10 protein-coding genes are annotated in these 14,127 nt (G+C 49.2%); 5 read left to right on the top strand and 5 right to left on the bottom strand.

Annotation, left to right across the window (positions count from 1 at the left end; translation table 11 throughout):
• Entirely contained in the window at positions 1–789 is a 789-nt protein-coding gene (map, locus tag ACEPST_RS07970) for a type I methionyl aminopeptidase (RefSeq protein WP_204121218.1), read from the top strand.
• 58 nt (positions 790–847) lie between these two features.
• Here the strand turns inward: map and ACEPST_RS07975 are convergent, their stop codons facing one another.
• Both ACEPST_RS07975 and ACEPST_RS07980 read right to left on the bottom strand, forming a co-directional pair.
• The gene (locus ACEPST_RS07975; RefSeq protein ID WP_204121217.1) at positions 848–1,591 is read right to left on the bottom strand and encodes a glucose 1-dehydrogenase; all 744 of its coding nucleotides are present in this window, start codon (positions 1,589–1,591) and stop codon (positions 848–850) included.
• A 134-nt stretch (positions 1,592–1,725) separates the two neighbouring features.
• Positions 1,726–4,875, bottom strand: coding sequence for a bacterial Ig-like domain-containing protein (locus ACEPST_RS07980; protein WP_204121216.1), 3,150 nt, complete (start codon positions 4,873–4,875; stop codon positions 1,726–1,728).
• A gap of 458 nt (positions 4,876–5,333) precedes the next feature.
• Here ACEPST_RS07980 and ACEPST_RS07985 point away from each other — a divergent pair, with 458 nt between their 5' ends.
• Positions 5,334–6,218, top strand: coding sequence for a tyrosine-protein phosphatase (locus ACEPST_RS07985; RefSeq protein WP_204121215.1), 885 nt, complete (start codon positions 5,334–5,336; stop codon positions 6,216–6,218).
• A gap of 375 nt (positions 6,219–6,593) precedes the next feature.
• A complete protein-coding gene (locus tag ACEPST_RS07990) occupies positions 6,594–9,617 on the top strand; it encodes a KxYKxGKxW signal peptide domain-containing protein (RefSeq protein WP_204121214.1) in 3,024 nt (1,007 codons plus the stop codon).
• Positions 9,618–9,700: 83 nt separating this feature from the next.
• Here ACEPST_RS07990 and ACEPST_RS07995 read toward each other — a convergent pair whose 3' ends face one another.
• The 3 genes from ACEPST_RS07995 to ACEPST_RS08005 form a co-directional block, all read right to left on the bottom strand.
• Positions 9,701–10,024 (bottom strand): nuclear transport factor 2 family protein, encoded by a 324-nt coding sequence (locus ACEPST_RS07995; RefSeq protein ID WP_204121213.1) that lies wholly within the window; start codon positions 10,022–10,024, stop codon positions 9,701–9,703.
• Positions 10,025–10,101: 77 nt separating this feature from the next.
• Complete coding sequence (locus tag ACEPST_RS08000) at positions 10,102–10,884, bottom strand: DUF1828 domain-containing protein (protein ID WP_204121212.1); 783 nt, start codon at positions 10,882–10,884, stop codon at positions 10,102–10,104.
• Complete coding sequence (locus ACEPST_RS08005; protein ID WP_204121211.1) at positions 10,884–11,318, bottom strand: DUF6978 family protein; 435 nt, start codon at positions 11,316–11,318, stop codon at positions 10,884–10,886. Before ACEPST_RS08005 ends, ACEPST_RS08000 begins: the two co-directional genes overlap by 1 nt.
• Before the next feature lie 197 nt (positions 11,319–11,515).
• Between ACEPST_RS08005 and ACEPST_RS08010 the strand changes: the two genes are divergently transcribed.
• Both ACEPST_RS08010 and ACEPST_RS08015 read left to right on the top strand, forming a co-directional pair.
• Positions 11,516–12,322 carry a Cof-type HAD-IIB family hydrolase gene (locus tag ACEPST_RS08010; RefSeq protein ID WP_204121210.1) on the top strand — a complete coding sequence of 269 codons (807 nt, stop codon included), beginning with the start codon at positions 11,516–11,518 and terminating at the stop codon, positions 12,320–12,322.
• 480 nt (positions 12,323–12,802) lie between these two features.
• Positions 12,803–13,999: a multidrug effflux MFS transporter gene (locus ACEPST_RS08015; protein ID WP_395390645.1), complete on the top strand. Its 1,197-nt coding sequence runs from the start codon at positions 12,803–12,805 to the stop codon at positions 13,997–13,999.
• The last annotated feature ends 128 nt before the right edge of the window (positions 14,000–14,127 follow it).

Genomic DNA, 14,127 nt, shown 5'->3' on the forward strand with positions numbered 1-14,127 from the left:
ATGATAGCATTAAAATCACAACGTGAAATTGCGGGGATGCAGGCGGCTGGCGACATTCTGGTCGGCCTCTTCCACGAGCTGGAAGCCTACATCAAGCCCGGCATCACCACCTGGGACATCGACCACTTTTCCTACGAATACATCGTCGGTCACGGCGCTACCCCGGGCGAGCTCAACTTTGAGGGCTACAAGTACTCGACCTGTGTCAGCGTCAACGACATGATCTGCCACGGTTGCCCCAGCAAGGATATTCTGGTTCACGAGGGCGACTTGATCAAAATGGACACGGTCATCGACTACGACGGCTACCTGAGCGATGCCTGCCACGCGTTCGTCGTGGGCAAGCCATCCGCCGAGGTTGAGAAGCTCATGGACGTGACGCTGAAGGCCCTGTACAAGGGCATCGACCAAGCCGTTGTCGGCAACCGTATCGGCGACATTGGCTTTGCCATCCAGGACTACGCTGAAAATCAATTGGGCTACGGCGTGGTACGCGATTACATTGGCCACGGCATTGGGCCGACCATGCATGAAGACCCAGACGTGCCCCACTATGGGCGTCCTGGTCACGGCACCCGGCTGAAGGCGGGGATGACCATTACCATCGAACCCATGATCAACGTGGGGAGCGAGGAATGCAGCGCGCCCGCCGATGATGGTTGGACCATCCGCACGGTCGATGGCAGCCTGAGTTGCCAGTACGAGCACACCATCGTGATCACGGATGACGGTCCGAAGATTTTGACGTCGTTTGACCATGAGTTGGATGCTAAATACTTGTTGAAGTAAGCGAAAAGACCGATTCCTGTGGGGAGTCGGTCTTTTTTGAGTGGAAATATTTATGAGATTAAACAGCGGTATACCCACCATCAACGGTGAATTCGGACCCGGTCACGTAGTTGGATTCATCCGACCCCAAGTAGACGCAGATTTCACCAATGTCCTGGGGCTGACCGACACGCTTCATCGGAATCGCCGCGGAGACCTGCGCCACTTGGTCGCTAGGCCCACTGGTCATTGGCGTGTTGATGACACCGGGATGCACGGAGTTGACGCGGATGTTGTAGCCCTTGGTCGTGGCGTCGATGGCGGCGGCCTTGGTCAGCATGCGGGTGCCGCCCTTGGAAGCGGAGTAGGACGAAATCAGGGGACTGGCGACCATGCCGGCAATGGAAGAAATGTCGATGATCGAGCCGCCGTGGGCCTTCATTGCCTTAATGGCGTGCTTCATCCCCAAAAAGTTCCCGGTCAAATTGATATCGATAACGCGTTGCCATTCGCTGAGCGTAATCTCATCGAGCGGTTTCATTTCGGGCAAAATCCCGGCACAGTTGACCAGAATATCCAGCTGACCATACTTGGCCGTGATGTCGCCGATAATGGCTTGCCAGGTATCCTCGCTGGTGACGTCTTGCTTCGCAAATGACGCCTGGTCGTTGGCCTGAACCAAGTCCTTCTCGGCAGCGCTTTCATTCAAATCCGTCAAAATTATCCGCGCCCCTTCACGCAGGTAGCATTTCGCAATGCCAATCCCAATGCCACCGGCACCCCCGGTAATCAACGCGGTTTTATTCTGTAAACGATCCGTCATACCCAAGACCTCCTAAAATTTTAGAGCTTAAATTAATGTTATCACAATGAGGTGGACGCACGTAAGCCAACCGTCAAAAAAACGCGTGACCACAGCCGAATAGGTCTAGGGTCACACGTTTCGTGTATGTGAAATTAGTTACGCTTGCGCCGGAAACCCAGTGCACCGGCCAATCCCAATAGGAGGACGCCGAGTTGGGCGGTCCAGGTGGCGGGTTGGTCATTAGTTTGCGGCAACGTGGTAGTGGCGTTAGTGCCGTCAGTCGGTTGGTTCTGTTGATCCTGCTGGTTGGCGTTGTTAGTGTTACGAGCAGCGGCCTCACGTGCAGTCTCTCGTTCAGCGGCTAACTGGTCGGCTTGGGCCTGTGATAACACGGTTGCCGGATTAGCTTGGCCGTTCTGATTTTCCAGAGCCGCGGCAGCTTCACCACCGGAAAGGGGTGCGTTGTTGACAGTAACGCCCGTCTGAATGCCTGGGGTGTACTGTGGCTCACCGATAGCTTTGATTGGTGGATCCTTGATAGCGACTCCCTTGACAGTGACTGGCTTCACCGGACGAACCGTCTTCGCTGGCTTCGTCGTTTTGGCTGGATTAGTTGGCTTGACAGGCGTCGTCGGTGTGGTTGGCGTTTCGCCGTTGTCCGGCGCGGTTGTGCCGGTGTTGGTGTCGGAGCCGCCAGTTGTTGGGGCGGGGTCGATGGTCAACGTGACGGGGTCAGAGACGACATCCAGTTTTGTAGTCGGGTCGGTATAGTGGTAAATGACGGTGTAGGTGCCAGGCTTACTGGTATCGACTGACAAACCGTCTTTGTTGGTAACGGTGATGTCTGAATCGGTTGGTGTGACTGGAGTGCCATTTGCAGCGGTTAATGAGGTGATAGCCTCTGCTGGTGACCACTTTACGCCAGCGGTTGTACGCGTATCTTGTGCGGTAAGTTGGCTTTTACTTGTCACTTTAACCGTAGCAGTCGCAGGGTGGCCTGTTCCTGCTGAGTCCGTATACGTGTAGTTGACGGTGTAAGTTCCTGGAACATCTGTATTGACCGTAGTACCTTTACTTTTATCAGGGTTCTCCACGGAAGTAACTTGTAAGTTATCAGCAGATGGTGTGACTGGCTGTCCGTCGGTATCTGTTAAACTGACGAGTGGCTGTCCATCGATGTCTGTTAAGCTGACGACAGTATTAGGATTCCAGTCTTGGCCTACGACTAATTCAGCTGGCTTAGAACTGGTGCTGATGCTAGCTGAATTAGTAATCGTGATAGAGGTTGAGATGGGTGCCTCATCAGTTCCTGTGACATTGCCTTGAGCATCCTTGTAGCTGTAGGTGACAACATAAGTCCCAGCCTTTGAGGTGTCAACCTTAGATACTAGACTGCTAGTTGCGTCCCCTTTAGGCGTGAAATCTATTTTGACAGTCAGATTACCTTCGCTTGTTGTGAGTTTAGATGAAGAATCATAATCAAGTCCTGTTGGGGAAGTGAAACCAAGATGTGTGAGAGGATCCCAGGTGCCCGTTGTAGCAGAGAGCGTTTCATTTGGGGAAGCCGTTAGCTGGGTCTTGATGGGATCGATGTAGAAAACGAATGTATTACCGTTAGACGTGTTTACAGATAAATCGAGACTTTTCGGTTCAAACGTGACTGATGTGGGGATAGCAGCATTTTCATCAATGTTATCTGAGGTTCCCATATACTTCAGAGTAGGGAGCCAGTACAGCGTTTTATTGATTCTCGATGACTTGATGTCATCTGGGTTCATTGAATAGCTAGGGGCAAAGTAGGTTGCTGATCCATCTGTCGTGTCTTTAGTGGTAGACGTAAGTTCCTGTGGATTGTAGGTAATGCCAGTGGCACCAGTTGCAATAGGGAGGGGAGCTCCATAGGTGGTCCCATACTTTGAAGGGTCCGCTGAATTATAAACGACAAAGTGATCAGTGACGTTGACAGTGGTGTATTGAAGTTTTTTTTCGTACGCAGTAGCGGTAATACCAACCACATATGCATCTTTTAAGTCATTACCAATATCACTTGAGGAATAGACGGTATAGTCTCCATTTGTGGAAGTGGAATAAGCACTTTTATCATTACCAATTCCAGCAAAGATAACGTCATTACTTGGAGTCGATTGGCCGGCCGGATTATTAGCAGTAATCGACTTATAATCTCTGTTATTAGTTGTCTGGAGCTTGACCCTTAAGGAAGGTTGGCCACCAGTCAGGCCGCTAGTTGACCGTGTGTCACCAGCCTTTTTAGCAAAAGCATTGGCATCCGGTTGGAAGCAATAGATTTGACGTCCATTGGCATCAGCTAATCTTGTGACTGTTAATGAGTCAATCTGAATATAGCCACCTTCATCCTCTTTTAAGTCGTTTACGTAGTTTGTAGCACCCGCTTGCATATCTGCTTGGGTAGATGTGATGGATTCGGGGAGTACGATATAGAAATTAAACAGTTTCTGACCAGCCGTCCAGTGCTCTGTGTCATATGGATAGAGATTTGCAGAGGCAACGGCATTGTATGGGAGGTATTGTCCCTTAATATTAAGGTAAAAGTTAGATAAAGGTCCAAGGGTGAAGCTACTGTCAGCAGGGGTCGTTGTATCAGTATTATCGGATTCGACGACAGGCGTAACAGCTGTGTGCGCAAGGGAGACTGGTGCTAAACGAGACTTCATTAGTGAATCGACAGACTTCTTCACAGTTAGACCACTGGAAGCCAAGACGGCAGCGGACTTACCTGTTTGTGCTGGAATCTTTAAAGTGTTTGTATTAGTTGATGAGTCAGCAGGCGTATTATTAACTTTGCTGGTATTTAAAGATTGTGTGGTTGATTGAACGTTAGAGGTACTTGTAGCAGTAGCGTTTGCGGGAGACTCAGTTTCTGAATTCTGCGTAGTGTTCTTTGAATTAGTTGAGTCAGAATTATCTGAGGCCGGCTCACTAGTTCCGTTATCAGATGGATCAGTTCCTTTACTAGTTGCGGGAGTGGTCGTTTCGTCGGCGTTACTAGTCTTGGTGTCGTCGGTGTCGGACTTGGTAGTTGAGGAATCCGTTGATTTCGGAAGGACAACAGCTTTGCTATCGGTAGAACTCATTTCCGATTCAACTGAGCTGTCCGTTGCGTCTAAATTAGTGTTCGTAGTCGTATCTGCTTGAGCAGAGTTGGTGACCGCCAGACCAGCCACCAAAGATACCGTGGCCAGTGTGCCAACTAGCCAGAATTTACCAGCCTTGTAAAGCTTGTAATGGACCTTGGTCGTGGTCGGTGTGTGTGCTTGTTTCATAAGAGTCTGCTCCTATCCTACACAGTGGCCGTGGCAGGGGATGTCAGAAGCAAATCCGAGAAAACGGACGCGGTCGTGTGTTTCATTGATAGTTTAATAATAACATAAAACAGTTATATTAAATGGTAGTTAATTGGCGAAACCGATTATCCCCGTTGCCGGTTTAGCTGTCGTCTAAATAATAGTGTGAAAATACACCGATAGCTGTTATGACGCGGAAAATGGCAGTTACTTATTACCTTTGTGTGACCCTTTTCACTTTAAGCGAAAATACCTGAAAAGGGGTTGAAAAGTCAATGGACTGTGACTTCTCAGATTTTAAAAAAAGTAACGGAATTGACAGTGGCACTGATTATAAAAATTGTAATCAGACGACTACAAGACCTTTACAGCATTTACATCAAAAATCTACAGTAGCTTGTTATCCTGATTTCGGAGTAAAAATTAGGAGGTAGATTATGTTGAAATCTAAGTTACGGTTAGGACTTTCGTTGGGAACTTTGCTGGTCACGCTGGGGTTGGGTGCCCAGGTTGTGGTCACGCCCGTTCAAGCAGCCACGCACGCGGTGACGACCAGTGCCAGCACCAAGGCCGGTTCGCAAATCAAGCTGAAAGGGGCCGTCAACGTTCGTGACCTAGGCGGGTACCGGACCAAGATGGGTAAGACGGTCAAGGCCCACGTGCTGTTACGGGCAGCGGCTTTAAACAAGCTGACCAAGGCGGACGTTCAGAAGCTGAAGAAGACTTACCATGTCCGGACTGATATTGATTTGCGCTCCAAGGCGGAAGCGGCCAAGGATCCTGATGTGAAAATGTCTGGCGTGAACTACGTGTTCGACCCGGTCGTGAAGGACGTTTCCCAACAGTTCTCTCTGACTAGCAAGGATGGCAACAAGGTCATGCAGGACGGCTACAAGGCCATGGTTATGACTAAGCAGGGGCAGACGGCCTACAAGAAAATGTTCAAGGTGCTGTTGAAGAACCCTAAGGGCCAGGCTGTGCTTTGGCACTGTACTGCCGGCAAGGATCGGACGGGTGTCGGGACTGCCTTGGTTTTGAGTGCCTTAGGCGTGAACCGCAAGACGGTTATGAACGACTATCTGTTATCCAATAAGTACCTGGCCACCAGCAACAAGGCCGCCATTCAACAATTGAAAGATAAGGGCGCAGACGCCGCCACCATCAAGATGATGACTGACATGATGAGTGTTAAGAAGTCCTATTTGAACGCGGCCTTCTCCGCCATCAACAAGAAGTATGGGTCAGTAGATAAGTACCTGCAAAAGGGCTTGGGACTGACAAAGGCGGATCAAACGAAGCTGCAAAAGCTTTACCTGAAATAACGCGGATTAACTAAGTAGACCGACTCTGGAAAATGGGGGTCGGTCTTTTTGTTGTGAGGTCTTGTTCAATTTACTGAGTATTTCAGGTGTTACTAAGTTAGGGGAGTGCTGATTCGAAACTTAAATTAAGCTTAAACCATGACAAGTATAGCTTGGTCTTAAAAGAGCGGTAGGAAGGTAAAACATTGGGATACAAGACTTTATGGGACTGAATCTGCACGGTATATTAGTTTATTAATTTTCCTTTTGTGGTAAGGTTAACACATATAGAAATAATCAATATATAAAACTTATTCAATAACAACTTGTTCTATCACTAAAGACAAACCCAGACGGCATACTGAGCGAGTGAGGGGAAAGCGGGAGTCAATCATGATGGCTAGGAAGAACTGGCAACGGGTAGGAACAGCAACTGGAAAAACACATTACAAACTTTATAAGGCAGGGAAACTATGGCTGACCAGTGGCATTACGACGCTGGCCCTTTTTGGTGGCCTGTTGATGACTAGTGTTGTGGGGCAGGCAGCGACGGGAGATCAGTCTAATGCGGATAGTACGGGTGAGGTCAGCAGTAGTGCGGCGTCCTCTGCCGCAGAAGTGGTCTTGCCACAATCGTCGGCGACACCCTCAAGTGGGTCCTCGGTGGCTAGCTCAGCGGCCAGTAGTGCAGCGAGTTCTGCAGCACCAGTAGCGTCTTCGGTTGGGAGTCAGGCGGACTCAAGTGCCCAACCGGCACCAAGTTCCGTAGCAAGTCGGGTCAACAGTGCTGCCACTCCGGCGCCAAGTTCTGCGAGCAGCGTTGCTAACAGTGCTGGAGCAGCCGGCTCATTAGCGGACAGCCAAGGCACCAGTGAAGCGGGTTCTTCAGCTGAACCAGCAGGTAGCAAGGCTGCCAAGCTAGCTGCCCGCTCGTTTGCCATTTCTAGTCGAATGGTCGCTCCGGCCGCGGCAGTTTTGCCAACAGATACGGTAGTTGAGGATACTTCGGTGGCTGCTGATGATTCCGCGACGGCTAGTGGGGACACGATTGCCTCTAATGGGGATGTGATTACTGCAGGAAAAAACATTACACCACCAGTTACTAACCAAGATACGACGGAATATGGTTATTCAAATTTTTTTGTGACAACTGAGAGTAAGTTTGTCTTGTATAATGCGATTGCAGAAGTGACGGTCTATCCGTATAATACGGAAAAACTAACCACCCTCAATGTTCAGCTTTGGGGATTTTATTTAGTTTTGCCAACGTCAATTACCAGTACGCTAGCTGACGCACAAACGGCCGCTGATAATTTCATTCCAACCGTTTCAGGGAATGGCGAGTTTTCCCAATATTTTGATAATTTTACATCATTGACGGCATACAGATTATCAGATACTAGTGATGGGCGACAGGTATTTTATTTTTTACCTAATACAGGAGCAACTGCAAAAGCCCAAAACAAACTTCGTCCTACTTGGCCCGTGTTTAAAATGTTAATTCATACCGGAGCAGACGATGCAAGTACCCCAAGTACCTTAAATCTAAATGCTTCTGGTTATAATGACTTAGGTACAGAAGGAATTGTATTTGCAGGTGTTGGAAACAAGGTCGTATCATCAGGATCGTATCCAAGTATTAATGCTAAGGAAGCTCTAGGCATTGACGCACCTGACGAAAATATTGCGGGGCTTTCTATGAACGGAGCTGCACACAGTTCTAATAGCACAGCACTACCTTTGCTAACTTATGTGCACGTTAATGTACATGATGTTTATAACATTGTTGATGGAACTACCGGTGAAACATTGGGTACAATAAATTCTCCTGTTAGCCAAGATGGAACGACCTATAATCGTAGTGATATCCTATCGTTGTCCGCGTTAGCCTCGAGTATTTCTGGGTTAGATACTAGTAAATATTCAAGCGACATGGCAGTTAGCTCAGGAACGGCAACGGATACGATGACGTTAAATCCATCTGTTGCGGATGCTAAGAACATTACAGCCGCTGGGGTTCTTGGTTCTACTTATACGGTATATCTCAATCCAGCAGATAGTGATAGCCAAGCAAAACTAGACGTCACCAACAAGTCCATCCCCACCGGTTCCGCCTGGACGCCAGCGACCAATCTAGTTACTGCCACCGATGTCGATGGTACGACGGTCGACCCTAGTAAGATTACCGTTTCAATCACGAATTTAGACGACCCGACAGTAGCAGCGGTGGACACGACACATCCGGGTAACTATGCGTTGGTTTACAAATTCACCGACCAAGATGGAACTGTACATCAGGCCACGACCACGCTATTTGTGATTGATTCGCCCATCTCTGTGACCGCTAACGATACGGAAATTTACGCTGGCAAGAATGGCTGGCAGGCGGCGGATAACTTTACCGGCACGGACGCTAATGGCAGTCCTTTAACGATTGATCAGTCAGGTGTTTCAGACGTTAAGCGGGTCAACGATGATGGCACGACGACCAATGCGACGCTGGATGATCTGTCACAAGTAGGAACTTACCAGATTACTTATACCTACACGAGTGGGTCGATTAGTGCCTCGGCTGTGGCGACGGTGAGTGTTAATGCCAATCAAGCCGCAATCACTTATACGCCAACGTCAACAACACTGACGGTTGGTGATACGTGGACGCCCGATACGGTGGTAGCGACCGATGTTAATGGGGAATTTGTGACTAATGTGACGACAACAATTACAAATGACAAAGGGGATACCGTTACTCCTGGGATAATGACCAGTACGCCTGGAACCTACAGTGTGGTGTACAGCTTCACAGATTCTCAAGGTGTTGGCCATTCGACGACTGACAAGGGAACGGTGACCGTTAGTGCCAAGGCAACGACTGGTGGCACCACGAATCCGGGTACGAGCACGGGTGGGACTGATCCGACAACACCGGTCAATCCAGGTGAGACGGGAACGACGAGTAAACCTAATCAGGCAACCAAGCCGGTAACGCCGACGAAAACGACGAAGCCAAAAGCTGACACTGATTTACCGACAAGCCAGACAACTGGACACTCACCAGTCGTGACCAGCGTCAAGGTGGCTGCTGCCGTGAAACGGGCCACGAGCACCCAGGGAACCAAGAGTACGAAGCTGTCGTTGAGTAACGGCGGGGATGCCGGGACGATTATGGCTAGTCACCGACAAGTGCCAACGCAAACGCAGTCTAGCTCGTCTATGCAAGCGGGATTCAACAGGGCTAGTGCGACGGTGAAGGTCTCACGTTATGCCACAGGGCAAAATAATGTGACCGCTATGCAGGCGGCAACGACCTTGCCACAGACGAGCGAGGCTGATGGTGCGTGGTTAGCCACTATTGGCACTTTATCTCTCACACTATTAGGGCTTTCTACGGGATTGGAAAAGCGTCGTAGAAAAAACTAGATTTGAATTTTAAAAATGACCAAGAGTTACATTGGGTCTAAAAAATGCTCATCATCCTTTTCCAGGTGACGAGCATTTTTATTTTAATCTGGTAAAATCTGCACACTTTGTAACTGCTCACCCACAACCGTCATTTGGAAGGGGCTAGTACCGTTAAAGCCATTACCACTAACGGTTAAGTTGACCGTCCAGCTACCATTGTCATTTTGGGTGGCGTCGACGAGTTCGAAGTGAGATTGCTTACCGATGTTGTCGGTTTGATTCCATTTCGCAATGCCACTAGGTCCGTGGTATTCAGTGCCCCAATCATTCAGGACAGCGTCGGAGGTGAAAAGTGCAACGAAGCCGGTTGAATCAGCGTTATTAGTCGTGGTGATAAAATTCGTAATCGCAGTCGGAATTGTCATAGTGTGTGGTGCCTCCTTAAGTTGCGTTTAGTAAACCACTTCTCCTGGTGGGGGTCAACACTTGTGGGTTAGCTATATTAACGGGTCAAATCAGTGAGGTAGTTTGTTCGGCGTGAATAGAATAGTGGGACGATTTGATTTAGGCGAAACAGACTCAAAATATCTGGATTGATGGACTTACGCTTGCTAGGCGTGTCATTTAGAAAAACGTAGAACTTAGTTGGTCCGGGAACGATTGGCCGTGTTTGCTCGATATCAGCTAACGTGGCTTTAGCTAGTAAGGAATTGTTGGCACTACTCAAGACTTTGATGAGCTTGGCGGGAATTTGGTTGGTACCGGGAATAGAAAAATCAAATTTATGGATCAGACCACTTTCACCAACGTAGGCCATGTTTTGATTGGTCCGAATATTATTTTCCGTTAAAAAATGGGCTACATCCTCTAAAAAGACCGGGGCAGCTTCGGTGGATGCTAAGGTAAACATGTCATTGATGAACAGAATTGCCTGAAGCAAACGGTGTTTTGCTTCAGCAAAATGACGTCGGTCACTGTGAACGACGAAATCACCGTCACTAAGCTGGACGCCATAAGCGACTAATTGGTTGTAGAGTAGTTTTTGACGGTGGGATGGACGAGCGAAGTTAATACCATGTGCGGCCAAATTGTTGAGCGTCCAACCATCATCTGTGAGAAGAATCATGTTGTCTGACTGTTGCAGGGCATACATGACAATCTCATCATCAATTGTGTCGGTGAATGGACTATCAATACGAACGGTTCCCGGACCGAGCTGTTCAAAGGTAGTATTCGAGTCTAGCCAAGACAAATAATCTTGGTTTAATGAATATGGATTAAGCATTAGGCAACACCTGCTAACTTTAGATTGATGTAGGTAACGAATTTGGTGATAGCGGTAGTTAGATTGTCATTTTCAATGAAGGGGAAAGCAGTTAGGGCATGAGCGTAACTCTCTTGATTCTCCGGTCGGTAGACGTGAACGTGACTGCGACCAACGAGTGTCCCGTCTTGGTTATGGTGGCGAGAACCATTGATGCAAAGTCTCAGGACTTGCTGATTATCAGTAGAAAAACGGATGTGCAAGCTGTATTTGTTTTCAATATTTCCGCGGTAAATTTGAAGCTTATAGCCTAAGTTATGCAACTTGTCGACGATAACCTCAGTTCGCCTGAACTTACCGGAGACTAGGGGATACAATTCGGGATGAGTCACAAAATATTTTATCGCAGTAATTAGAATCTCAATATCTGCTGAAGTCAGTTGGTCAGTCTCCATGTGGTTGTTTCCCCTCTGTATTGGCGGCCATTTAATTCACCTCATCATAGCATGTACGGAGGGGCGGAGGTACTGATTTGACTAACGAAGTTGTTGTAGGTGGTTATATTCAAAAAACATCAAGTTACGTGATTGGCCTATACCTATTAACCATCCCATGGTACACTAAACCTAAACCACAGAGGGAGCGGATTACCTTGTACAAGATTATCACCAGCGATTTAGACGAAACGCTACTGCGGAAGGATGGCACTATTTCTCAGGCCAACATCGACGCGATTGCGGCAGCCTCGGCCAAGGGCGTTAAGTTTGTGCCCAACACCGGCCGGAGCTTTTTGACGGTGCAAAATCTGTTGAAACAACTCGGCCTGTACCAAAAGCCGGGCGAGTACGTCGTGTCTTACAACGGTGGCGTGGTCGTGGAAAACCAAGACAATCAAGTCATCGTTAGCAATCAAATGCCGTTTGCGGAAGCGAAAAAGGCGTTTGAAATCATGACACAGTTCGACGTCGACATCCACGTCTACACGCTGGACCACTTGTACATCTATCGGCCCCGGGCAGATGACATGGCTTACCTCAAGACGCGCGGCGTGACCTTTGACGAAATGACCGGGTCCTTTGACCAATTTGAAAATGAGCGGATCATGAAGGTCATCGTCATGAACCCTGACTTGGGTGTGCGCCAGAACGTTTTCCAAGCCATCACCGCCGCGTTTGATGAAATCAACTGTACCTATTCTTCCGGTATCTACATGGAAGTTAACCATGCCGGCGTCGACAAGGGGACCGCGATTCTGGACCTCGGGCACAAGCTGGGCGTTGGTGCCGACGAAATCATGGCAATTGGCGACAACGCCAATGACCTGGGCATGCTGACGAAGGTGGGAATGCCCGTCTCCGTGGCTAACGGAATTGATGAGGTCAAGCGCGTTGCTAAGTTTGTGACGCCACATGACTACGAGTCCGGCGTAGCAGACGCGATTCAGGAATTTATCCTTTAGTCTTTGACCTTGCCTCCGGGCCGGCGAAAATGGGCCGTGGCGCTGTGGGCGCACGTCCGAAGCCGAAGGGCGGTCTTCGGACTTACTTTGAGCCGGAAATCACGTCTCAAAGATAGCAGTTGCCTAAGCGGGGGACCCGCTAAGGCAACTCCCACGGCTGAGCCCATTTTCACCAGCCCTGCGGCTGACACTGGCTTAATTCCTTCATCAGTCGTTGATGATGGTAACGTTATTCACTTGAATTTAAAATTATTGATGAGGTTGTGGCTGATGCTACAATCTCTTTTTTTATTTGGCAATATATGTCATACGAGTCAGCTATTTACGCGCCTTGACAGAAATCCCAGAATCCCGTAAAGTAGGGGGACATTCAACAGAGAGGGGTGACAAACCCATGAGTATCGATAAATTAATGGCGTGTGTCCCCGCAAATGGAAAAGGACGTTTTTCCCTAGATTAACTTTATAAAGGAGAAAAATCTTGAAAAACGTCCGTCAAACAGTCCCTTCCTTGGGATTGATCATTGCGCTGGTGGGATTTCCCCAGATCAGCGAATCCATCTTCACCCCGGTATTACCGCAGCTACAGCGCGCCTTTAGGGTGAGCGCCAACCGGGCACAGTTAACCATGAGCACGTACTTCGTTGCCTTTGCCGTTGGTGTCCTGATTTGGGGCCAACTGGCTGACAAATGGGGGCGGCGTCCAGCCATGCTGGCGGGGATTGTCGTCTACTTGGCTGGAAACCTGGGACTGATGCTGAGTCCAACTTTTGGTTGGCTGATTGGCAGTCGGTTGATTCAGGCGTTTGGTGCCAGCGCCGGTTCCGTGGTGACTCAGACCATCATGCGAGAAAGTTTCAGTGGACTGACCGGGGCCAGAGTTTTTGCCCGCACCAGTGCCGCCATGGCCTTAGCCCCAGCCCTGGGGCCCCTAATTGGGGGAATCATGCAGACTTATTTTGGCTACCGCAGCGTCTTTGGCACGCTGGTCGCGATGGCCGTGGCCGTTGGTTTGTATGCGGGGGCCTGTTTACCAGAAACGCAACCAGTGACGACAAAGGTCAAACGGGTCAACCAAATAGCCTTGCTACGGCGCTTACTGACAGACCCGGTCGTTTGGGGTTACGGCTTGTTAATCGGTGGTATCAATGGTGTATTGTTTAGTTACTATGCCGAAGCACCGTTCATCTTTATCAGTCATTTTGGCTATTCCGCCGTGCAATACGGTTGGCTGGGGTTAATTTTGGCCAGTGCCAGTCTACTTGGCGCCGTGCTGGTCAACTGGCTACTGAACTGGGTAACACCGGAACAGGTGGCTCTGGGCGGCTTGCTGTTTAGTGTCGTTGCCAGTGCGGGGCTAGTGGGCGTCGCTTACTTGGATTACGCGGGCCTCTTATTAGCGTTCGTGTTTCTCACCTTTCTCGGGCTCAACGTGACCCTGCCCAGCGCCTTGAATCGCGCGCTGGTGGGGTACGAAGCCGTGATGGGCAGCGCCAGTGGCTGGTTCAGTCTCGGCTACTATTTAGTGGTCAGCGCCTTGACCTACGGCATGAGTTGGCTCCACAATGGGGCCGTTGAAACGTTACCGTGGTACGTGTTGGTACTATGTAGTGGCATGCTGGTCGGGTTCGTTTGCCTGGTCCAGCGGTCGTCAGAAGTCTCTGTGCAAGAAGAATAATTGGGGTGCCCCGCAATAGGTCTGTTGACCAATGCGGGGCATTTTTTATAAATAAATTTGTAAGACGTTCGCCCAGAAACCGCGGTATACCGGTGATATACTGGTGCCGAAGTTTAGTGAGGAGGCGT

The organism is Levilactobacillus sp. FUA 3915 (genome assembly GCF_044053135.1).
Classification (GTDB): Bacteria; Bacillota; Bacilli; order Lactobacillales; family Lactobacillaceae; genus Levilactobacillus; species Levilactobacillus lanxiensis.